We start from the raw sequence: 22122 nt of genomic DNA on the forward strand, positions 1-22122 counted from the left end.
AAAATATATAAAATATTAGCTACTCCATACAAGAAGACATTTTCATGTGTCTGGAATGTATGGAGTAGTTTTTTCGATATCTAACATTTTATTCCATTCAAGCTTATCCAACCTTGCTGGATTGTAACGACGTAATCATTTAAAATAAATGAGATTACTGAACCATTTTTAGTAATTTTATTCAAAAATAATATAGGGTATGATAAAAACGATAGGATTTATTTTAGACTTCTGTACTTTTTTATATAGATTATCAGTCCTTTTTGATATGATAATGACATATGAAATTTCAGGAGAAATATTAATAGAGGTGAACCTATGTTAACAACAAAGAGTTTAATTGAACGCTTTAACCTTGAGCTTATAGCTGGGGAGTCAGGCTTAAATAAACAAATAAAAAATACAGATATATCAAGACCAGGATTAGAAATGGCTGGATATTTTTCGCACTATGCCTCTGACCGCATTCAATTGTTAGGAACAACAGAATTATCATTTTATAATCTACTACCGGATGAAGAGCGCAAAGGACGCATGAAAAAATTATGTCGACCAGAAACACCAGCAATTATTGTGACAAGAGATTTAGAGCCACCAGAAGAGCTTGTAGCATCAGCGAAAGAATTTGATACACCACTTATCACGTCAACAATTGCAACAACACAATTAATGAGTCGTTTAACGACTTTCTTAGAACATGAACTTGCACGAACAACTTCGTTGCATGGTGTTCTAGTAGATGTGTATGGTGTTGGTGTACTTATAACAGGGGACTCAGGTATCGGTAAAAGTGAAACGGCACTTGAACTAATTAAACGTGGTCACAGACTTGTCGCGGATGACAATGTAGAGATTAGAGAAATTAGTAAAGATGAACTGATTGGTAGACCCCCTAAATTAATAGAACATTTATTAGAAATTAGAGGTTTAGGTATTATAAATGTAATGACACTCTTTGGTGCAGGTTCCATTTTGACCGAAAAGCGTTTACGTTTAAATATTCATTTAGAAAATTGGCATAAAGATAAATTGTATGATCGCGTTGGTTTGAATGAAGAAACATTGCGCATTTTAGACACTGAGATTACTAAAAAGACAATACCAGTTAGACCAGGTCGTAACGTAGCAGTTATCATTGAAGTTGCAGCGATGAACTATAGACTTAATATTATGGGGATTAACACTGCAGAAGAATTCAATGATCGCTTAAATGCTGAAATTATGCGTAATGGTAGCAACAATAAGGAGAATAAATGATGATATTGAATTACATTGATCCAATTGCATTTGAGCTTGGTCCAATATCGGTTCATTGGTATGGCATTATCATCGCCGCGGGTATACTATTAGGTTATTTTATCGCTCAGGAAAGTGTTAAACGCATAGGTTTTGATAAAGATATATTGATTGATATCATCTTTTGGAGTGCAATTTTTGGTTTTATCGTAGCTAGAATTTATTTTGTTATTTTCCAATGGCCTTATTATGCACAACATCCTATAGAAATACCTATGATTTGGTATGGAGGAATCGCGATTCATGGTGGTCTGATTGGCGGTTTTATCACAGGTATCATTGTATGCAGACAAAAAAATATCAATCCATTTCAAATTGGTGATGTGATTGCACCGAGTTTGATTTTAGGACAAGGTATTGGCAGATGGGGTAACTTTATGAATCATGAAGCCCATGGTGGTCCTGTATCTAAATCATTTTTAGAAAATATGCATATACCGGACTTTATTATTAACAATATGTACATTGATGGTCAATATTATCACCCAACGTTTTTATACGAATCTATATGGGATATTCTAGGATTTGTTATATTAATTACATTGAGAAAGCATTTACGTATAGGTGATACTTTTGCACTATATCTTATCTGGTATTCTATAGGTAGATTCTTTGTAGAAGGTTTGCGTACAGATAGTTTGATGCTCACGAGTGATATACGTGTTGCGCAACTCATGTCTGTCTTACTTATTGTTGCGGGCATTGTCCTTATGATAATTAGAAGAGTGAGATATAATGCACCAAGATATAAAGATGTTGGCCCTTTAACATGGTCAAAGCAAAAGGTGAAGTGATAGAATATAATGCGTGACTTAAAAAAGCTAAAAGTTAATGGTAAAAATCCGTTGTGGCATATGTATCGCTACATAAGCCGTGTCAAAATGTTTAAACAAACAGTGATTATAGAAGTTTGCCGCTACTTACCTAATGTGAAATTAAAACATTGGATGTATCGCAATTTATTAAAAATGAATATAGGTGCACATACAGCATTTGCATTTAAAGTTGTACCTGATTTATTACATCCTGAGTATATAACGGTTGGTGAAAACTGTGTCATAGGTTATAACACAACTATTTTAACGCATGAGTTTTTAGTAGGTGAATTTCGAACAGGGCATGTTTATATTGGAAATCACACGTTAATCGGAGCTAATGTAACAATTTTGCCTGGAGTAAAAATAGGAGATTATGTGAAGGTTGGCGCAGGTACTGTTGTATCTAAGGACATCCCGAACCACACGTTAGCATATGGAAATCCAATGCAACTGAAGCAATGACTAAATACAGGAGGTGAACATGGATGGCGCAAAACAGCAATAAAATTATTTCAATGAAACTTGATAGTCCTTTTTATAAAAAATTAGCTGATCAAAAATATCAACAGCAAGATTATAAAAAGGCAGTAGAATACTATGAAAAAGTGCTTGAAATGTCACCCCAAGAATTTGATGTTTTTGAAATTAAAGTAAAATTATCAGAATGTCTAGCACATCTTGGTTATAACAATAGAGCAGAACATATTTTTTATGAAATGATTGCTAAACAAGAATCGGTAGTGGATAGTTACTATCAACTCAGCCAATTAAATATTACGCTCAATGAAGCAAACAAAGCCTTTTTATTCGGAATGAATTATGTCATTTTAGCAGATGATGACGACTACCAAGAAGAATTAGAAGAAATGTTTGAGGTTACTTATAACTCTGAAGAAAAGATTGAAGTTGAGTGCCAATTATTTGCGGTTCAGCTCATTTTTCAATATTTATTTTCACAAGGCAGACTGCCCGAGGCAAGAAACTTTGTTTTAAATCAAAATGAAGCGATTCAAGATCATCGAGTAGTTAGAAATTTATTAGCCATGTGTTATCTATACCTCAATGAATATGATACTGCTAAAGTAATGTTTGAACGTTTGCTTAATGAGGACAATACTGATGTACATGCACTTTGTCATTACACTTTATTGTTATATAACACCAATGAAAAAGAAAAGTATCAACGTTATTTGAATATTTTAAGTAAAGTCGTACCTATGAATGATGATGAATCGTTCAAGCTAGGTATTGTACTTTGTTATTTAAAGCAATATGAAGCTTCACAAAAATTGCTGCAACCACTTTATAGAAAAGGGAAATTTCTCTCTATACAAATGTATAATGCATTGAGCCACAACAATTATCATCTCAATCATATCGAAGATAGCAAATATTTTTGGTCTAAGTTACAAGAAATATCTAAGGTTGATGTAGGTTATGCGCCTTGGGTAATTGAGCAAAGTAAGGCGTATTTCAACCAACAAGTATTGCCACTATTATTGAGTGATGATAGTCATCGTAGGTTATACGGGATTTTCTTATTAAATCAATTAAAAGGTCGAGAAGTCTTATTGACACAAGACATATGGGCTGTTTTAGAAGATATGAATGATTATGAAAAATTATATTTAACTTATCTCATTCAAGGTTTACAGTTAAATAAGTTAGATTTTATTCATAGAGGCATGTTAATGTTGTATAATATTGAATATTTGAAAAATAACTCAGAATTATTTATTGTATGGATTGATAAAGCAGAGGCGATTATAGCAGAACAAGCAGATTTAACTAATGTAGATGATTATGTGGCTGCTTTTGTTTATATGTATTATCGGAGTATGGACACTAAGATTACCAAACAACAAGTATTAGAATGGTTTGATATAACGGCTTATCGTTTAAATAAAACAATAGACTATTTAGTAAGCATATAATTTTATGAAATGCAAGAAATCATATATAATGCGTATAATGAATTTATAAACAGGAGGCAATTTAAATGGCTGAACAAGTGGATTTTGATGTTGCGATTGTAGGTGCAGGGCCAGCTGGTATGACTGCTGCCGTGTATGCATCACGTGCAAACTTAAGTACTGTAATGATTGAACGTGGTATGCCAGGTGGACAAATGGCAAATACAGAAGAGGTTGAAAACTTCCCAGGTTTTGAAATGATTACTGGGCCAGATTTATCAACTAAAATGTTTGAACACGCTAAAAAGTTTGGCGCAAAATATCAATATGGTGATATCAAATCAATTGAAGACAAAGGTCAATATAAAGTTATAAATCTTGGCAACAGTGAGATTACTGCGCGAGCTGTGATTATATCTACTGGTGCTGAATATAAAAAAATTGGTGTGCCCGGTGAACAAGAATTAGGTGGCCGCGGTGTGAGTTATTGCGCAGTATGTGATGGTGCATTCTTCAAAAACAAAAAATTATTTGTTATCGGTGGTGGAGATTCTGCAGTTGAGGAAGGTACATTCCTTACAAAATTCGCTGACAGTGTAACAATCGTTCACCGTAGAGATGAACTACGTGCGCAAAAAATCTTACAAGATCGTGCATTTAAAAATGATAAAATCGACTTTATTTGGAGTCATACACTTAAAACAATCAACGAAAAAGACGGTAAAGTTGGTTCAGTTACTTTAGAATCCACAAAAGATGGTGCTGAACAAACTTTCGATGCTGACGGTGTTTTCGTATACATTGGTATGAAACCATTAACAGCACCATTTGAAAATTTAGGCATTACAAATGAAGTAGGCTATATTGTCACTAATGAAGATATGAGTACGAAAATCCCAGGTGTTTATGCTGCTGGCGACGTACGTGCAAAAGGCCTACGCCAAATCGTAACTGCAACAGGTGACGGCAGTATCGCAGCACAAAGTGCAATTTCTTATATTGAAGAATTAAAAGATACCATAGAAGCATAAGATTAAAATATATTATTTATAGAATTTAATTGAATAATAACGAGATTCAGACAGGCTAGAATGTATCAACCTTACATTAATCATGTAGGTTTAACATTCTAGCTTTTTTACATAATTGTACTTTAAATGTAAGTGTGCAGTGTTAGCTCAATGAATCACTTGTGTGAGGTATCAACCTACTATATATGTGTATTTCAGGAGCTATATAATAAATAGATCACACAGAAGCTAATTTATTATAAATTATGTTAATTGAAAAAATGAAAAAGACTCAATTGCATTTGTGGACACAAATTTATTTCATTTAAGTCAGTCTACGATAGTACTTAGGGTCAATTAAGTGATAAAACTACTACCAAAGTCGTTTTTCATGTAAAATATAATGTGATAGCATAGTGGTCATAAACTGACTAAGTTAAAATGATTGCTTGTATTGATAATAAAATTCCAGAACAATAAATGGAATGTCTAAAAATAATCTTTGGATGGTGTAAAGTAATGCAACGAGAAGAAAAAGAAGTGACTAAAAGTGAATTATTAGTTGTGACGGGTTTGTCTGGCGCAGGTAAGTCGGTTGTAATACAAAGTTTAGAAGATATCGGTTATTTTTGTGTAGATAATTTACCTCCAATACTGTTGCCGAAATTTGTAGAATTAATGGGTCAAGGAAATCCTTCGTTGCAAAAGGTAGCCATTGCCATTGATTTAAGAGGGAAAGAACTTTTCAAATCATTGATTAAAGAAATCGACCAAATCAAAAGTAACTCAGATATTATCGTTGATATGATGTTCTTAGAAGCATCCAACGAAAAGTTGATCTCACGTTATAAGGAGACGCGACGTGCACATCCATTAAATGAACAAGGACAACGCTCGTTAATTGAAGCGATTGAAGAAGAACGCAGTCTACTCGCTGAGATTCAAAGTTTAGCAAACTACACGATTGATACATCATTTATGAAACCCAAAGAGCTTCGTAAGCGAATCGGAGATTACTTTAATCAAAGTAATTATCAAACATTCAATATTAATGTAACCAGTTTTGGTTTTAAACATGGGATTCAGATGGATGCGGATTTAGTGTTTGATGTGAGATTTTTACCGAACCCGCATTATGTGGATGAACTAAGACCTTTAACTGGAGAAGATGAAGCAGTATATAATTACGTTATGAAATGGAAAACAACAAATATTTTTTATGAGAAATTGATGGATTTATTAAAATTTATGATTCCAGGATATAAAAAAGAAGGTAAATCACAACTTGTGATTGCTATTGGTTGTACCGGAGGCCAACATCGTTCTGTAGCTCTAGCTAAACGCATTGGTGCAGAGCTTAACGAAAATTTTGACTATAATGTATATGTGCATCATAGAGATGCTCAAATTGAAAGTGGCGTGAAGCAAAAAAATGAAAAGAATTAAACTTGTACTAATTGGTGGTGGTACAGGTTTATCTGTTTTAGCACGTGGTTTAAAAGACTTTCCGATAGATATTACGACCATTGTCACAGTTGCTGATGATGGAGGTAGTACTGGGAAAATCAGAAATGAAATGGATATTCCTGCACCTGGTGACATACGAAATGTAATTTCAGCACTCAGCGATTCAGAATCAACAATTGAAAGATTGTTCCAATATCGTTTTAAAGAAAATCAAGTTGAAGGTCATTCTTTAGGCAACTTGTTAATAGCTGCATTAACGAATATGAATGATGATTTTGGACATGCGGTAAAAGAATTAAGTAAAATTTTAAATATAAGAGGTCGAGTGATACCATCTACAAATTCCAGTGTACGCTTAAATGCAGTGATGGAAGACGGTGAAATTGTTTATGGCGAATCAAAAATTCCTAAAAAAAATAAAAAGATAGAACGTGTATTTTTAGAACCAGAAAATGTAGAACCCATGGAAGAAGCTGTTGAAGCGATAGAAGATGCTGACTTAATCGTTTTAGGACCAGGTTCGCTATATACAAGTGTAATTTCTAATCTATGCGTTAAAGGTATTGCGGATTCATTATTAAAATGCGATGCGCCAAAGTTATATGTATCAAATGTTATGACACAACCTGGTGAGACTAATCATTACACTGCTTTAGATCATGTTGATGCAATACATAATCACATGGGACGTCATTGTATAAACTATGCTATATGTAGTACTCAGACGTTTAACGGCGATGTTTTACGTCGTTATAAAGAAGATGGCGCAGATCCAGTTAAATGCAACATGAAAGATATGGAAGCAGAAAAGATAAAAGTTTTTACACACGAAAATCTGGTAGAAGTATCACAAGAGAATTATGTTAGACATAATACAGAGGTCTTGTCTAAAATGATTTACGAGATTGCTATGAGAGAAACAGAAACGATTGAATTTAACCGAGATAAATAAAATCGTAAAACAAACTAAGTATTAAACTTAGATAAGAAGGGACTGAAGATGTATGAGCTTTGCATCAGAAATGAAAAATGAACTTACTAGAATAGAAGTAGATGAAACAAATGCAAAAGCAGAGCTCAGTGCACTCATACGAATGAATGGTGCACTCAGTCTTTCCAATCAACAATTTGTGATAAATGTTCAAACTGAAAATGCTACGACAGCAAGACGTATATATTCCCTAATAAAAAAAGTGTTTAATGTTGAAGTAGAGCTACTTGTAAGGAAAAAAATGAAATTAAAAAAGAACAATATTTATATTTGTAGAATTAAAGCGCGTGCCAAAGAAATTTTAGATGAATTAGGTATTTTGAAAAATGGTGTTTTTACGCATGAAATAGATGAAACGATGATTCATGAAGATGAAATGAAAAGAAGTTATTTACGTGGTGCTTTTCTAGCAGGTGGATCAGTGAATAATCCTGAAACATCTTCCTATCATTTAGAAATATTTTCATTGTATGAAGATCATTCAGAAGGCATTACGAATTTAATGAATGAATATGAACTCAATGCGAAACATCTAGAACGTAAAAAAGGAAGCATCGCTTATTTAAAAGAAGCTGAAAAAATTTCTGATTTCTTGAGTTTAATCGGTGGTTATCAAGCGTTGCTTAAATTTGAAGATGTGCGTATTGTCAGAGACATGAGAAATTCTGTAAATAGATTAGTTAATTGTGAAACAGCTAATTTAAACAAAACCGTTAGTGCAGCGATGAAGCAGGTTGAAAGCATTCAATTAATAGACCAAGAAATTGGGTTAGATAACTTACCTGATCGCTTACGTGAAATAGCGAAATTACGAATAGAACATCAAGATATTTCCTTAAAAGAATTAGGCGAAATGATGTCTTCAGGTACAATTTCAAAATCTGGTGTCAATCATCGTTTAAGAAAATTAAACCAAATGGCTGACAAAATCCGAAGCGGTGAAACAATCGAACTTTAATTAGTTTTTCTTAAAAGAATATGGCATTTATTACAAATGATAAGACTAAATTTAAAAATATATTAAAATGTTATTGAAAAAAACTACGTTTTGATATTATAATATTCTAATTAGATTTATAGATGACGCCTCATTAGAGGTGTCTTTTTTAATAAGATTGTATTTTCTGAGGATCTTACGATGCCTTATTAATTCTAAATTAAGTTTTGTCACTTAAATGTGTTGTTATTGAAATTTAAGTTCAAAAATAGCTAAGTCAATTATTTAGGCATGGATTGAATGCATATAACATATGACGTGATGATAATTTAGATTAAATCGAACAGAATGGGAGTGAATAAATGTCAGCATTAATAAAAAATCATTATAAAAGTATCATCTTGTGTTTAATTGGAACGTTTATCAACGCTATAGGTGTAAATTGCTTTTTACTAGGATCGAATTTAGGTGATGGTGGTACAGTGGGTATCGCACTAGCCTTGAAGTATACTTTAGGATTTTCTCCAGCTTGGTCTTCTTTAATTATTAATACAATCGTTGTTTTTATCGGTTGGAAGTATTTAAGCAAAACAATCGCTGTTTATACTGTCATCTCAAACACGGCACTCTCATTCTTTTTAAGAGTAACTGAAAATATTAATTTAGGCATAGATGATTTTGTTATTAATTCTGTATTTGGTGGTGCAATTATAGGCATCGGTGCTGGACTAGTAATCTCTACAGGGAGTACACTTGGAGGTACATCTGTAATTGCTAAAATCATAAGTAAGTATTCAGAAATGAAAACATCACAAGGTATTTTTATTTTAGATGGTATTGTCGTCTTATCTTTCTTAATGGTGTTACCATTAAAAAATGTGTTATTTACGATTATCATGTTATTCATTACAGAAAGAGCGACTTCATTTATCATTGAAGGCTTTAATCCTAAAAAAGGTGTTACGGTCATTTCTACTAAGAATGAAATTATCAGTGACAAAATTAATTCCTTTACCGGTCGGGGCTCGACATTATTAAACGGAAAAGGCGGGTATGCTAAAACTGAAACGACAATGTTATATGTTGTTGTACCTCAGTCTCAGGTGACAAGAGTTAAAAAATTAGTCAATGAAGTAGATGAAAATGCCTTTTTAGTTATTCACGATGTGAGAGATGTTTTAGGCAGCACGTTTATCAATGTGAAATAATGGAGATATATTTAAGCGGTTAAATGTTTTAAAAGAACTATAAAATAATTTTCAAGAAACTTTAAACGCTTAAATCGCAATAGTTAAGCCATTTAAACGTTATAAATGACAGAGCTTTGTTTTTAAATCCTCTGGATAGTTGTTTTTATATTTTGCTAGGTATAGAAATATAAAAAGGACTTTCAACGACTGAAAACAAAAGTCAATGAAAGCCCGATAAATCACTATTTAATGCAATGTCTTATAACGAAGAACATTCAAATTATCCCCTCGAAGGGAATCGAACCCCTATCCTAAGAACCGGAATCTTATGTGTTATCCATTACACTACGAGGGGTAAATAACAATAATATTAGTGTACAAATCTTATAAGTGTTGGTCAACAATAATTTATACAGTTTAAGGAAATTCTAAGCGTTATTTTTTGACCATATTTGACTTTTAGGTTAAAATAAATTTATCAGTTAGAAATAAGGAGGCAATATTAATGAATTTAATACCTACAGTAATTGAAACTACAAACCGTGGGGAACGTGCTTATGATATTTACTCACGTTTATTAAAAGACCGTATTATTATGTTAGGTTCACAAATTGATGATAACGTAGCAAACTCTATCGTATCACAATTATTATTCTTACAAGCACAAGATGCTGAAAAAGATATCTATCTTTACATTAACTCACCAGGTGGTAGTGTAACTGCTGGATTTGCTATTTATGATACAATCCAACACATTAAACCAGATGTACAAACAATTTGTATCGGTATGGCAGCATCAATGGGGTCATTCTTACTTTCAGCAGGTGCAAAAGGTAAACGTTTTGCATTACCTAATGCTGAAGTAATGATTCACCAACCATTAGGCGGTGCACAAGGTCAAGCAACTGAAATTGAAATTGCCGCTAACCATATTCTAAAAACACGTGCTAAATTAAACAAAATTTTAGCTGAACGTACTGGTCAATCAATTGAACAAATTGAAAAAGATACTGACCGTGATAACTTCTTATCAGCAGAAGAAGCTAAAGAATACGGATTAATCGACGAAGTTATGGTGCCAGAATCATAATATTTCGCATAAGTAAATTATGATAAACAGATTATAAAACAAGTCACGACAATGTATGACTATTTCCAAATGTATGATGCATAAGGAAATGGTTGGCATGCGTGACTTGTTTTTTTGAATATATTGAAATTATGAGTTGTGTTTATTTAATAGATTTTGTTTTTTTATAAAATAATAAGATGGAAACGATTAAAGTTAACAAACCAATGATTAACAAAGTTATAGAAATAAAGATCATTATTGCAGGTTTTTCAAATGCTAAAATACCATTGGTAATGAGGAGCAAGCCTGCAATGAATAATAAGATATGGCTAAAACTATCTTGTTTCATTTTTAATGGTACCTTTCTTATTGAACTAAATTTTCTAATGCAAGTTTTAGGTTAGGATATTTAAATTTGAAATCTAGTGCTTGCAATTTATTAGGTAAAACTTTTTGAGTATCAAGTACAACTGTAGACATTTCTCCTAAGATAAGTCTGAGCGCAAATGATGGCACCCACGTATAATGTGGACGATGTACTTCTCTTGCAATGGTATAACCAAACATATTTTGATGTTCTGCGATAGGTGATGTGAAATTAAATACACCTCGCGCTTTATCATTATTGATGGTATAGAGTATCGCTCTTGTTAGATCTTCAATATGAATCCAAGAATACCATTGTCTACCACTACCAATTTTACCGCCGACATTTAACTCATAAGGTAATTTCATTAATGGTAATGCACCGCCTTTATTTGATAATACCATTCCAAATCTACCTATAATTACACGTGTTCCAAAGGATTCAAATTGACGTGCTAGACGTTCCCACTGATAAACTACTTCAGATAAAAAATCAAATGGTAATGTTTGATACAACTCAGTATATGTACGTGTTAAATCGGGTTTATAATAACCGACTGCGCTGGCGTTAAAGAATACAGAAGGTTTTTGCTTTCTGTTTTTGAAAAGGTCGTATAATGCCTGTGTAGATTGTAATCGACTTAGCATTATATTTTGTTTGTGTGTGGAAGTCCAGCGGTTATTTAAGCTAGCACCGGCCAAATTGATGACGATATCAATATCTGGAATTTGGCTTTCCCAATTTGGTTCTGTCCAATTAACATATGTGATTTTAGGATGTGATGTAGCGTGTCTTTGTCTTGTTAATATCGTGATTTTCGAATCACTTTGTTGAATTGCCTCGATTAGCTGAGTACCTACTAGACCAGTACCGCCCGTAATTAGATAGTGTTTCATAGTATCACCTCATAGAATTGTAGTATTGAAGCGTGCAGGCTTTTAAAGTAAAAAATCTCATGATTTAGTATGACAAAATTTATTCGAATTTTGTTCAAAAATATGTCATTTACTACATCTAAGATGTATTTAAAATAAAATCATATGTCGTTATAATAAAGGTACCTTCGATATTAATTAATCATCTCTTAATTATTTCGAGTATACCCCATAATATACTAGCGAAGGTAAAATTTTGACTCCCTTTAGTAGAGGCCTATACGATTTTCGTGTAGGTCTAATTTTTATACCTTATAATATATATTATTGAATAATAAGAAATAATTTTGATGTCGTTTTAAAAAGGGAATTTGAAGTACTACATATTATAAAATAAATAAGGCAATAATGCCAAAAGCGAGTAAAAGTAAAAAAAGAACGAGTATAAAAAGTTTATAGCGTGTTTTGATTGGAACTTTTAATTCATCATTGTCATTTTCGGTCATCATATGTCGTAAACCTTTAGGTTTTTGTTGTGATTGATCTGTTTCGTTAAATAAGTCGTAGTTTTTCAAAATCTAGTCACATCCTGTTATGATATTACTGACAATAGTAGAATAATTTAAGTGAAAGTGTTGAAACAACATTTGAAATTAGATTACTATTTAAGTTGAAGTTAAAAATAAAAGTGTTGTATATGATTATTTTACTATAGTTTGGACCACAAAGTAACAACTACATTAAAATGTGGTTAATATGGTTGTTTAATCAATGAAATAGTGTAAAATATAGTTCTAACATGAAGTTAAATGCCATTTGAAAATGATGATTTGATATAAATTGAAGTGAGGGGAGCATATGCCTAAGCATAATCAAAATAATAATTTTGATGATAAAGATAATAAAAAAATGAGTGGTTTCGCAAAACTTATCAGTGGATTGATTGTCCTACTACTTATAGGTGGATTAGTTTTTGCAATTTTTGCATTCGTAGATCATTCAAATAAAGCCAATGAACGTTTGGCAGACCAAAAACAAGAAGAAAAAGACAAAAAGAAAGAAAAAACAAAGGAACAAAAAGACAAGAAAAAAGAAAAGTCAACTGAAGAAACCCAACAAACACAACAGACACAGCAAACTCAACAAGTTCCTCAAACCCAACAAACCCAACAAACGCAACAGACCCAACAAACACAGCAGCCTAGAACACAAGAACGAAGAACTACGGAAGAAAAAGATTCACCTGAAAAAACAAAAGAAGAACGTACTACTGAAGAACGCTCGACAGAAGAGAAGACTGATGAACCATCCACAGAAGAAGAAACAACTGAAGAAAATACAAGCGAACCATCAACTGAAGAGCGCACATCTGAGCCTTCGACAGAAGAGAAGACCGAAGAACCTTCTACACAACAACGAAGTACGCAACAAAATACCCAACAACGTTCAACACAAAACAATAATTCAAATTCAGAAGAAAGTTCGCAATCCTCTGATGAAGATTAAATGGAATTAGAAAAATACATTCTTAGAACACGTGCTGTCATATGACAGTGCGTGTTTTTTGTAATAATTAATGTAACTTAAGCACTGAAATGAAATATCGTATATTATTTATAATACGAATCATATAAGACAAAGAAAAAGAAAGCTTAAAATAGCAGGCTTACTAAATATGAAATGAATGACAATAGCAGTATGATGGAAAAGCAGCCACCTAAACAACCAAAAGGTCCTAAATGACAGCCAATGTGTTTGTTGTAATTAAAGGATTGATATGGGTTTTTTTGAGAACTTTCTTTTGTTTCTTTAAAGTAATCGTCATCTTTATATCTCTTGTCTTCTGGGTCTATCACTTCTGGGTGTTTATTGTTAGACATGTATATTCCTCCTGATAAATACTATTTAAATTTATATTTATTTTAAGCATAAATAGTGATTGATTCAATGAAACGCATGTTGATGAAATAATTTTAAAACATATCATCAAAAAAATTAATGGTAAATGATTAGTGAAATATGGAATCGGGTATAGTTATTCTATAGAAGAAAGAATTATAGAAGTTTAGAATTTACTTTATTTAAGACAAAAGTATTTCTCTTGCTTTTTTAAATGTATAGTAGTATTATTGCAAATATAAGAGGTTATATTTTTTTGTCCCAGCAGGGACGAAAAAAGTCAATCTATGGTTAGAACTTGACCCTTGTATATAGAAACGGAGGAGGATAGTAGTGAAAGACTTGATAAAAATTCAACAAAAGTTAGTTCCAGAAATTGTTGAAAAGATGTATCGTCGTTTTTCAATACTCACTACTATCGCTCAGTATCAACCCGTCGGTAGACGTAGTTTAAGTGAATATATGGATTTAACTGAAAGAGTATTGCGTTCTGAAACAGATGTTTTAAAGAAACAAGCGCTTATCAAAGTTAAACCTACAGGCATGGAAATCACTGAAGCTGGTGAAACGACAGTACGCCAATTAAACAGTTATTTTAACGTTTACTCGGATGATCATCACCTTGCTCAAATTATCAAAGAAAAATATGGCATTAAAGATGTTTATGTCATTCCTGGTGATTCAGACACTGATAAAACGGTTAAAATTGAGTTATCTAAACAAGCGGGACAGCTAGTTGAAGATGTTTTATATGATCACGCAACTGTAGCAGTTACAGGTGGCTCAACGATGGCATACGTAAGCGAATCTATGCATCGCCAACCTTACGACGTATTTTTTGTACCCGCTCGAGGTGGACTTGGTGAAAATGTTGTATATCAAGCCAATACGATTGCTGCCAGTATGGCACAGCAAACAGATGGAGATTATACAACGCTTTATGTGCCAGATAATGTCAGTGAAACAACCTATAACACACTTATGTTAGAACCGTCAGTGATACACACCTTAGAGAAAATTAGAGAAGCGAATATTACAATCCACGGCATTGGTGATGCGCTGAAGATGGCGCGAAGACGTCAATCACCTAGTGAAGTTATTGAAAAACTTCAACATCACAATGCCTCGGGAGAAGCATTTGGATATTATTTCGATGAACAAGGACAAATCGTTCACAAAGTAAAAACGATTGGACTTCAATTAGAAGATCTTGTATCGAAAAAGTTTATCTTTGCCGTTGCTGGGGGTAAATCAAAAGGAGAGGCAATTAAAGCCTATCTTTCGATAGCACCTAAAAACACTGTGTTAATCACAGATGAAGGCGCGGCAAGTATTATCGCAAATAATAGTAATAAAAAGTGATTCCACTTTTTAAATATCATTTTAAAGGAGGCCATTATAATGGCAGTTAAAGTAGCAATTAATGGTTTTGGTAGAATTGGTCGTTTAGCATTTAGAAGAATTCAAGATGTAGAAGGAATCGATGTAGTAGCAGTAAACGACTTAACAGATGACGAAATGTTAGCTCATTTATTAAAATATGACACTACACAAGGTCGCTTCACAGGAGAAGTTGAAGTTGAAGAGAATGGTTTCCGCGTTAACGGACTAGAAGTTAAATCATTTTCTGAGCCAGATCCAAGTAAATTACCTTGGGGAGACTTAGATATCGATGTAGTATTAGAATGTACTGGTTTATTCACAGATAAAGAAAAAGCAGAAGCACACATCAATGCAGGCGCTAAAAAAGTATTAATTTCAGCACCAGCTAAAGGTGATTTGAAAACAATCGTATACAACACTAACCACGATACTTTAGATGGTTCAGAAGATGTTGTTTCAGGTGCTTCATGTACTACTAACTCATTAGCACCAGTTGCTAAAGTTTTAAATGATGAATTCGGTTTAATCGAAGGTTTCATGACTACAATCCATGCATACACTGGTGACCAAAGCACACAAGATGCGCCTCACAGAAAAGGTGACAAACGTCGTGCTCGTGCAGCTGCTGAAAACATTATCCCTAACTCAACAGGTGCTGCTAAAGCTATCGGCCTAGTAATTCCTGAAATTGATGGTAAATTAGACGGTGGAGCACAACGTGTACCAGTTGCAACTGGTTCATTAACTGAATTAACAGTAGTATTAGATAAAAATGTAAGTATCGAAGACGTAAATAACGCAATGAAAAATGCATCTAACGAATCATTCGGTTATACTGAAGATGAAATCGTTTCTTCTGACGTAATCGGAATGACTTACGGTTCATTATTTGATGCAACTCAAACACGTGTTATGACTGTTGGAGATCGTCAATTAGTTAAAGTAGCAGCTTGGTATGATAACGAAATGTCATACACTTCACAATTAGTACGTACATTAGAATATTTAGCAAGTCATGCTAAATAATTTGATGTTCACTTTAGTTTAACAAGTATAGCGTTGTGAAATTGAATCAATAAGCTTAGGAGTAAGCGGGGAGCTCAACGCTTCTCCGCTTATTTTACTTTATTCATCCATCTAAAGGAGGAAGATTACATGGCAAAAAAAATTGTATCTGATATAGAGTTAAAAGGTAAAACTGTACTTGTACGTGCGGATTTTAACGTACCTATGAAAGACGGGGAAATTACGGATGACAACCGTATCGTTCAAGCTTTACCAACTATAGAGTATATTATAGAGCAAGGTGGTAAAGTCGTTTTATTCTCTCACTTAGGAAAAGTTAAAGAAGAAAGTGATAAAGCAGAATTAACTTTAAAACCTGTAGCTAATGCATTAGCTGAAAAATTAAATAAAGACGTGACATTTGTTCCTGAAACACGTGGAACACAATTAGAGCAATCTATCAAAGCGTTAAATGAAGGTGATGTGCTATTAGTTGAAAATACACGTTTTGAAGATTTAGAAGGTAAAAAAGAGTCTAAAAATGATCCTGAATTAGGTGAATACTGGGCATCATTAGGTGATGTCTTCGTAAATGATGCATTTGGAACGGCACACCGTAAACATGCGTCAAACGTAGGTATTGCAGCACACCTAGAAACTGTAGCAGGTTATCTAATGGAAAAAGAAATTAGATATATCGGTGGCGTTGTAGAAAACCCAGATAAACCTGTTGTTGCAATTCTTGGTGGTGCTAAAGTTTCAGATAAAATTGGTGTAATCACTAACTTATTGAAAATTGCAGATAAAGTGCTTATTGGTGGCGGTATGTCATACACATTCTTCAAAGCTCAAGGTAAAGAGATTGGCCTATCTTTATTAGAAGAAGATAAAGTAGACTTTGCAAAAGAATTGTTAGAAAAAGCAGGAGATCAAATCGTATTACCTGTAGATTGTAAAGTTGCAAAAGAGTTTTCTAATGACGCGAAGATTACAGAAGTTTCTGTAGATGATATACCTGCAGATCAAGAAGCGATGGATGTTGGTCCGAAAACTGTGGAATTATTCAAAGAAAAATTACAAGGTGCACATACGGTAGTATGGAATGGACCTATGGGCGTATTTGAATTCAGTAATTTTGCAAAAGGTACAATTGGTGTTTGTGAAGCAATTGCTGAGATGAAAGATGCAAACACAATCATCGGTGGTGGCGACTCAGCTGCAGCTGCGATTTCATTAGGATATGCAGATGACTTTAGTCACATTTCAACTGGTGGCGGTGCATCATTGGAATATCTTGAAGGTAAAGAATTGCCAGGTGTAGTTGCGATTGCTAATAAATAATCGCTAATTTACGAGCAAAACTTGATTAAACAATAATCATAATTTACTAATAGGAGTGTATATAATGAGAAAACCAATTATTGCGGGTAACTGGAAAATGAACAAAACGGTTCAAGAGGCTAAAGATTTTATTAATGAATTACCAGCATTACCAGATACTAAAGAGGTAGAATCAGTAATTTGTGCTCCAACAATTCAATTAGATGCTTTAGTAACATCAGTTAATGAAGGTAAAGCACAAGGCTTACAAATTGGTGCACAAAATGCCTTTTATGAAGATAACGGTGCATTTACAGGTGAAACATCACCAGTGGCATTGGCTGATTTAGGTGTGAAATATGTTGTTATTGGACACTCAGAACGTCGTGAAATCTTCCATGAAACGGATGAAGATATCAACAAAAAAGCACATGCTGTATTCAATCACGGTATGACACCAATTATTTGTGTTGGTGAAACAGACGAAGAACGTGAAAGTGGCAAAGCTAATGAAGTTGTTGGCAACCAAGTTAAAAAAGCTGTAGAAGGCTTGTCAGAAGCACAATTGAAACAAGTTGTTATCGCATATGAACCAATTTGGGCAATCGGTACTGGTAAATCATCAACTGCAAAAGATGCCAATGAAATGTGTGCATTTGTAAGAGAAACAATCGCAGATTTATCTGGACAAGCAGTTGCTGATGCAACACGTATTCAATATGGCGGTAGTGTTAAACCTAACAACATAAAAGAATACATGGCAGAATCAGACATTGATGGCGCATTAGTAGGTGGCGCATCACTTAAAGTGGATGATTTTGTACAATTGTTAGAAGGTGCAAAATAATATGGCTAAACAACCAACTGCATTAATTATTTTAGATGGTTTTGCAAATAGAGAAAGTGAGCATGGTAATGCTGTAAAACTAGCTAATAAACCTAATTTTGATCGTTATTATAATCAGTATCCAACAACCCAAATCGAAGCAAGTGGCTTGGATGTTGGACTTCCTGAAGGTCAAATGGGTAATTCAGAAGTTGGACATATGAATATCGGTGCTGGACGCATTGTTTATCAAAGTTTAACGCGTATCAATAAATCTATTGAAGATGGCGATTTCTTTGAAAATGATGTATTGAATCACGCCATTCAACACGTAAAAGGTAATGACTCAGCACTTCATATTTTTGGTTTATTGTCAGATGGTGGTGTGCACAGTCATTATAAACATCTATTTGCTTTATTAGAATTAGCCAAAAAGCAAGGCGTTGACAAAGTTTATGTACACGCGTTTTTAGATGGACGTGATGTAGATCAAAAATCTGCACTTAAATATATCGAAGATACAGAAGCTAAGTTTAAAGAATTAGGCATTGGTCAATTCGCATCTGTTTCAGGTCGTTATTACGCAATGGACCGTGATAAACGCTGGGATAGAGAAGAAAAAGCTTATAACGCAATTCGTAACTTTGGTGGAGAAACATTTGAATCAGCTAAAGCTGGTGTTGAAGCAAACTATGCTAAAGACTTAACTGATGAATTTGTTGAACCATTTATCATCAAAGATCAAAATATTGGTGTAAATGATGGAGATGCAGTCATTTTCTATAACTTCCGTCCTGATAGAGCTGGTCAACTGTCTGAAATCTTTACAGATAAAGCATTTGAAGGCTTTAAAGTGGATCAAGTAAATGACTTATTCTACGCTACATTTACAAAATATAATGATAATGTTGATGCGAAAATTGTTTTTGAAAAAGTTGACTTAACTAATACAATTGGTGAAGTTGCACAAGATAATGGCTTGAAACAGTTACGTATAGCGGAAACTGAAAAATTCCCACACGTCACTTATTTTATGAGTGGTGGCCGCAATGATGAATTTGAAGGCGAACGTCGTAGATTGATTGACTCACCTAAAGTTGCAACTTATGATCTTAAACCAGAAATGAGCGCTTATGAAGTTAAAGACGCACTCATTGAAGAGTTAAATAAAGGTGATTTAGACTTAATCTTATTAAACTTTGCCAACCCTGATATGGTAGGTCACAGTGGTATGCTTGAACCTACGATTAAAGCAATTGAAGCGGTTGATGAATGCTTAGGTGAAGTCGTAGATAAAATTGTTGATATGGGTGGTCATGCCATTATTACAGCTGACCATGGTAACTCAGATATGGTATTGACTGATGATGAGCAACCGATGACAACACATACGACTAATCCTGTACCAGTGATTGTTACTAAAGAGGGTGCAACTTTACGTGAAACAGGTCGACTAGGTGATTTAGCACCTACATTGTTAGATTTGTTACAAGTAAAACAACCTGAAGACATGACTGGCGAATCACTCATCAAGCATTAATTTGATATAAATAAAATATGGACTAAAATTAGCAAAATAAAAGCGTGTCACGGTTTAAAATTTGCTTAAAAGACTGATGACACGCATAATCAAATTGAAGTAATTAAATTATTTGTATTTATAGCATTTATAGCTATAATGAAGATGAAATTTAATATTTCTAAACTACTTATTATAAAGGAGATTACAAACATGCCAATTATTACAGATGTTTACGCTCGCGAAGTCCTTGACTCACGTGGTAACCCAACAGTGGAAGTAGAAGTATTAACTGAAAGTGGTGCATTTGGACGCACACTTGTACCATCAGGTGCTTCTACTGGTGAACACGAAGCAGTAGAATTACGTGACGGAGACAAAACACGTTATTTAGGTAAAGGTGTAACGAAAGCTGTTGAAAATGTAAATGAAATTATTGCACCTGAATTAATTGAAGGTGAATTTTCAGTATTAGAACAAGTCTCAATTGATAAAATGATGATTCAATTAGATGGAACTGAAAATAAAGGTAAATTAGGTGCAAATGCTATTCTTGGTGTTTCTATTGCAGTAGCACGTGCAGCAGCTGATTTATTAGGTCAACCACTTTATAAATATTTAGGTGGCTTCAATGGTAAACAATTACCAGTTCCAATGATGAATATTGTAAATGGTGGTTCTCACTCTGATGCGCCAATCGCATTCCAAGAGTTCATGATCTTACCAGTTGGTGCAGAAACATTTAAAGAATCATTACGTTGGGGAGCAGAAATTTTCCACAACTTAAAATCAATCCTTAAAAACCGTGGTTTAGAAACAGCAGTAGGTGACGAAGGTGGTTTCGCTCCTAAATTTGAAGGTACAGAAGATGCTGTTGAAACAATATTAGAAGCGATCAAAGCAGTTGGATTAGAACCTGGTAAAGATGTGTTCTTAGGCTTTGACTGTGCTTCATCTGAATTCTTCGAAGATGGCGTTTATAATTATGCTAAATTTGAAGGTGAAAATGGTTCAAAACTTACAGCAGAACAACAAGTTGACTATTTAGAAGAATTAGTTAATAAATATCCAATCATTTCTATTGAAGATGGTATGGATGAAAATGACTGGGACGGTTGGAAAGTATTAACTGACCGCATCGGTGATCGTGTTCAATTAGTTGGTGACGATTTATTCGTTACAAATACTGTTAAATTATCAGAAGGTATCGAAAAAGGCATTGGTAACTCAATCTTAATTAAAGTTAACCAAATTGGTACATTAACTGAAACATTTGATGCTATTGAAATGGCTCAAAAAGCTGGATATACAGCAGTAGTATCACACCGTTCTGGTGAAACAGAAGATACAACTATTGCGGATATCGCAGTTGCTACAAATGCAGGCCAAATTAAAACTGGTTCATTATCTAGAACTGACCGTATTGCTAAATACAATCAATTATTACGCATCGAAGATGAATTGTTTGAAACAGGCAAATTCGATGGTATTAAATCTTTCTACAACTTAGATAAATAATATTTATCTTGAAAAAGAGTTCACGCGCTAACACGTAAGCCCAATGGGTTTGCGTGTTTTTTTATTGCAAGACACGTTAATATCATTTATGATTCAAAATTGTGTCAGACAAAGATAAGATTCAATAAATACATCGTCAACGTTATTTAATTTGTTCATCTTTGTCAGTGAAACTGATATAATTAAAAGTGTAAATTATAGAAGGAGTATTGACTGATTATGAAGGCACAACCTAAAACAAAAGAAATTAGAACAGGTCATTTTCTTGCTTACACTTCACTTATCATAGCAATATTATATGCCATCCATTTATTTGTTATTTTAGATGACAGTGTGATAAAACAAATGTTAATAAATAGTAGACAAAAGCCTTCTGAAAACGCAATTGGTGTTATAAAAAACAGTTTCCAATTTACAGGTATCATGTATGTGATTGCTAATTTAACAGGGATTATTGCGATTTGGAATAGGCACACGTATTTGTGGTGGTTTATGTTTGCAGTATTCACTTCACAAATTGTATATAATTTAGTTAATATCAGTTCGGTTTATGAGGCGATATTAGATACAAAATCAATGATAAATATCTTACCGTTAACAATTGTATTGATCATGTCACTTATTTTAGCGATTTATATGTTGGTTGTTTCAATCAAACGTAAAAGCACTTTTAATAGATAGAAGTTTGCTAAATAAGTTAAACGTGTGATATAATG

22 protein-coding genes and 1 tRNA gene are annotated in these 22122 nt (G+C 33.4%); 18 read left to right on the forward strand and 5 right to left on the reverse strand.

Going from position 1 to position 22122, the window contains the following annotated elements:
* Window positions 1–318: 318 nt before the first annotated feature.
* From hprK to KA873_RS11335, 9 genes are all read left to right on the forward strand, one after another.
* Window positions 319–1257: an HPr(Ser) kinase/phosphatase gene (hprK, locus tag KA873_RS11295; protein ID WP_107383675.1), complete on the forward strand. Its 939-nt coding sequence runs from the start codon at window positions 319–321 to the stop codon at window positions 1255–1257.
* Window positions 1254–2090 (forward strand): prolipoprotein diacylglyceryl transferase, encoded by an 837-nt coding sequence (lgt, locus tag KA873_RS11300; RefSeq protein ID WP_107504633.1) that lies wholly within the window; start codon window positions 1254–1256, stop codon window positions 2088–2090. The genes hprK and lgt overlap by 4 nt, the downstream gene beginning before the upstream one ends.
* Before the next feature lie 9 nt (window positions 2091–2099).
* A complete protein-coding gene (locus KA873_RS11305; RefSeq protein WP_107383677.1) occupies window positions 2100–2576 on the forward strand; it encodes an acyltransferase in 477 nt (158 codons plus the stop codon).
* Window positions 2577–2599: 23 nt separating this feature from the next.
* On the forward strand, window positions 2600–4048 hold the full coding sequence (locus tag KA873_RS11310) for a tetratricopeptide repeat protein (protein WP_107383678.1): 1449 nt from the start codon (window positions 2600–2602) through the stop codon (window positions 4046–4048).
* A gap of 65 nt (window positions 4049–4113) precedes the next feature.
* Window positions 4114–5058 (forward strand): thioredoxin-disulfide reductase, encoded by a 945-nt coding sequence (gene trxB / locus KA873_RS11315; protein ID WP_107383679.1) that lies wholly within the window; start codon window positions 4114–4116, stop codon window positions 5056–5058.
* A gap of 498 nt (window positions 5059–5556) precedes the next feature.
* Window positions 5557–6483, forward strand: coding sequence for an RNase adapter RapZ (gene rapZ, locus KA873_RS11320; protein ID WP_107383680.1), 927 nt, complete (start codon window positions 5557–5559; stop codon window positions 6481–6483).
* Window positions 6470–7456 (forward strand): gluconeogenesis factor YvcK family protein, encoded by a 987-nt coding sequence (locus KA873_RS11325; RefSeq protein ID WP_107383681.1) that lies wholly within the window; start codon window positions 6470–6472, stop codon window positions 7454–7456. The genes rapZ and KA873_RS11325 overlap by 14 nt, the downstream gene beginning before the upstream one ends.
* Window positions 7457–7508: 52 nt before the next feature.
* Window positions 7509–8453, forward strand: coding sequence for a DNA-binding protein WhiA (gene whiA, locus KA873_RS11330; RefSeq protein ID WP_107383682.1), 945 nt, complete (start codon window positions 7509–7511; stop codon window positions 8451–8453).
* A 341-nt stretch (window positions 8454–8794) separates the two neighbouring features.
* Window positions 8795–9640, forward strand: a complete 846-nt coding sequence (locus KA873_RS11335) for a YitT family protein (RefSeq protein WP_107383683.1) — start codon at window positions 8795–8797, stop codon at window positions 9638–9640.
* Between the two features lie 265 nt (window positions 9641–9905).
* Here KA873_RS11335 and KA873_RS11340 read toward each other — a convergent pair.
* Window positions 9906–9977 (reverse strand) — tRNA-Arg (locus tag KA873_RS11340).
* Between the two features lie 150 nt (window positions 9978–10127).
* Here KA873_RS11340 and clpP point away from each other — a divergent pair.
* Window positions 10128–10712 (forward strand): ATP-dependent Clp endopeptidase proteolytic subunit ClpP, encoded by a 585-nt coding sequence (clpP, locus tag KA873_RS11345; RefSeq protein ID WP_107383684.1) that lies wholly within the window; start codon window positions 10128–10130, stop codon window positions 10710–10712.
* Between the two features lie 142 nt (window positions 10713–10854).
* Here clpP and KA873_RS11350 read toward each other — a convergent pair whose 3' ends face one another.
* The 3 genes from KA873_RS11350 to KA873_RS11360 form a co-directional block, all read right to left on the reverse strand.
* Window positions 10855–11043 carry a hypothetical protein gene (locus KA873_RS11350; RefSeq protein WP_107386156.1) on the reverse strand — a complete coding sequence of 63 codons (189 nt, stop codon included), beginning with the start codon at window positions 11041–11043 and terminating at the stop codon, window positions 10855–10857.
* A gap of 17 nt (window positions 11044–11060) precedes the next feature.
* Window positions 11061–11957 carry a TIGR01777 family oxidoreductase gene (locus KA873_RS11355; protein WP_107386155.1) on the reverse strand — a complete coding sequence of 299 codons (897 nt, stop codon included), beginning with the start codon at window positions 11955–11957 and terminating at the stop codon, window positions 11061–11063.
* A 365-nt stretch (window positions 11958–12322) separates the two neighbouring features.
* Complete coding sequence (locus tag KA873_RS11360) at window positions 12323–12511, reverse strand: hypothetical protein (RefSeq protein ID WP_107386154.1); 189 nt, start codon at window positions 12509–12511, stop codon at window positions 12323–12325.
* 283 nt (window positions 12512–12794) lie between these two features.
* Between KA873_RS11360 and KA873_RS11365 the strand changes: the two genes are divergently transcribed.
* Window positions 12795–13442, forward strand: coding sequence for a DUF4887 domain-containing protein (locus KA873_RS11365; RefSeq protein WP_210140406.1), 648 nt, complete (start codon window positions 12795–12797; stop codon window positions 13440–13442).
* 146 nt (window positions 13443–13588) lie between these two features.
* Here the strand turns inward: KA873_RS11365 and KA873_RS11370 are convergent, their stop codons facing one another.
* Window positions 13589–13816: a hypothetical protein gene (locus KA873_RS11370; RefSeq protein WP_107504637.1), complete on the reverse strand. Its 228-nt coding sequence runs from the start codon at window positions 13814–13816 to the stop codon at window positions 13589–13591.
* Window positions 13817–14168: 352 nt separating this feature from the next.
* On the opposite strand from KA873_RS11370, the gene KA873_RS11375 reads away from it, so the two are divergent.
* The 7 genes from KA873_RS11375 to KA873_RS11405 all read left to right on the forward strand — a co-directional run bounded on the left by KA873_RS11375 (window position 14169) and on the right by KA873_RS11405 (window position 22087).
* Entirely contained in the window at window positions 14169–15197 is a 1029-nt protein-coding gene (locus tag KA873_RS11375; protein WP_107383690.1) for a sugar-binding transcriptional regulator, read from the forward strand.
* A 39-nt stretch (window positions 15198–15236) separates the two neighbouring features.
* On the forward strand, window positions 15237–16244 hold the full coding sequence (gap, locus tag KA873_RS11380; protein WP_019469448.1) for a type I glyceraldehyde-3-phosphate dehydrogenase: 1008 nt from the start codon (window positions 15237–15239) through the stop codon (window positions 16242–16244).
* A gap of 129 nt (window positions 16245–16373) precedes the next feature.
* Window positions 16374–17564 (forward strand): phosphoglycerate kinase, encoded by a 1191-nt coding sequence (locus KA873_RS11385; RefSeq protein ID WP_107383691.1) that lies wholly within the window; start codon window positions 16374–16376, stop codon window positions 17562–17564.
* Window positions 17565–17628: 64 nt separating this feature from the next.
* A complete protein-coding gene (gene tpiA / locus KA873_RS11390; RefSeq protein WP_107383692.1) occupies window positions 17629–18390 on the forward strand; it encodes a triose-phosphate isomerase in 762 nt (253 codons plus the stop codon).
* Window position 18391: 1 nt separating this feature from the next.
* Window positions 18392–19909, forward strand: coding sequence for a 2,3-bisphosphoglycerate-independent phosphoglycerate mutase (gene gpmI / locus KA873_RS11395; RefSeq protein ID WP_119517710.1), 1518 nt, complete (start codon window positions 18392–18394; stop codon window positions 19907–19909).
* Window positions 19910–20101: 192 nt separating this feature from the next.
* Entirely contained in the window at window positions 20102–21406 is a 1305-nt protein-coding gene (gene eno, locus KA873_RS11400; protein WP_019469444.1) for a surface-displayed alpha-enolase, read from the forward strand.
* Between the two features lie 219 nt (window positions 21407–21625).
* Window positions 21626–22087: a hypothetical protein gene (locus tag KA873_RS11405; protein ID WP_210140408.1), complete on the forward strand. Its 462-nt coding sequence runs from the start codon at window positions 21626–21628 to the stop codon at window positions 22085–22087.
* Window positions 22088–22122 lie beyond the last annotated feature (35 nt).

Origin of the sequence: Staphylococcus sp. GDY8P45P (assembly GCF_017892745.1) — a bacterium.
Taxonomy (GTDB): Bacteria; Bacillota; Bacilli; order Staphylococcales; family Staphylococcaceae; genus Staphylococcus; species Staphylococcus cohnii.

Excerpts from the sequence above, each read along its gene's own strand:
- hprK (WP_107383675.1), top strand. The coding sequence starts at position 319 with ATGTTAACAACAAAGAGTTTAATTGAACGCTTTAACCTTGAGCTTATA.
- lgt (WP_107504633.1), top strand. The coding sequence starts at position 1,254 with ATGATGATATTGAATTACATTGATCCAATTGCATTTGAGCTTGGTCCA.
- KA873_RS11305 (WP_107383677.1), top strand. The coding sequence starts at position 2,100 with ATGCGTGACTTAAAAAAGCTAAAAGTTAATGGTAAAAATCCGTTGTGG.
- KA873_RS11310 (WP_107383678.1), top strand. The coding sequence starts at position 2,600 with ATGGCGCAAAACAGCAATAAAATTATTTCAATGAAACTTGATAGTCCT.
- trxB (WP_107383679.1), top strand. The coding sequence starts at position 4,114 with ATGGCTGAACAAGTGGATTTTGATGTTGCGATTGTAGGTGCAGGGCCA.
- rapZ (WP_107383680.1), top strand. The coding sequence starts at position 5,557 with ATGCAACGAGAAGAAAAAGAAGTGACTAAAAGTGAATTATTAGTTGTG.
- KA873_RS11325 (WP_107383681.1), top strand. The coding sequence starts at position 6,470 with ATGAAAAGAATTAAACTTGTACTAATTGGTGGTGGTACAGGTTTATCT.
- whiA (WP_107383682.1), top strand. The coding sequence starts at position 7,509 with ATGAGCTTTGCATCAGAAATGAAAAATGAACTTACTAGAATAGAAGTA.
- KA873_RS11335 (WP_107383683.1), top strand. The coding sequence starts at position 8,795 with ATGTCAGCATTAATAAAAAATCATTATAAAAGTATCATCTTGTGTTTA.
- clpP (WP_107383684.1), top strand. The coding sequence starts at position 10,128 with ATGAATTTAATACCTACAGTAATTGAAACTACAAACCGTGGGGAACGT.
- KA873_RS11350 (WP_107386156.1), bottom strand. The coding sequence starts at position 11,043 with ATGAAACAAGATAGTTTTAGCCATATCTTATTATTCATTGCAGGCTTG.
- KA873_RS11355 (WP_107386155.1), bottom strand. The coding sequence starts at position 11,957 with ATGAAACACTATCTAATTACGGGCGGTACTGGTCTAGTAGGTACTCAG.
- KA873_RS11365 (WP_210140406.1), top strand. The coding sequence starts at position 12,795 with ATGCCTAAGCATAATCAAAATAATAATTTTGATGATAAAGATAATAAA.
- KA873_RS11370 (WP_107504637.1), bottom strand. The coding sequence starts at position 13,816 with ATGTCTAACAATAAACACCCAGAAGTGATAGACCCAGAAGACAAGAGA.
- gap (WP_019469448.1), top strand. The coding sequence starts at position 15,237 with ATGGCAGTTAAAGTAGCAATTAATGGTTTTGGTAGAATTGGTCGTTTA.
- KA873_RS11385 (WP_107383691.1), top strand. The coding sequence starts at position 16,374 with ATGGCAAAAAAAATTGTATCTGATATAGAGTTAAAAGGTAAAACTGTA.
- tpiA (WP_107383692.1), top strand. The coding sequence starts at position 17,629 with ATGAGAAAACCAATTATTGCGGGTAACTGGAAAATGAACAAAACGGTT.
- gpmI (WP_119517710.1), top strand. The coding sequence starts at position 18,392 with ATGGCTAAACAACCAACTGCATTAATTATTTTAGATGGTTTTGCAAAT.
- eno (WP_019469444.1), top strand. The coding sequence starts at position 20,102 with ATGCCAATTATTACAGATGTTTACGCTCGCGAAGTCCTTGACTCACGT.
- KA873_RS11405 (WP_210140408.1), top strand. The coding sequence starts at position 21,626 with ATGAAGGCACAACCTAAAACAAAAGAAATTAGAACAGGTCATTTTCTT.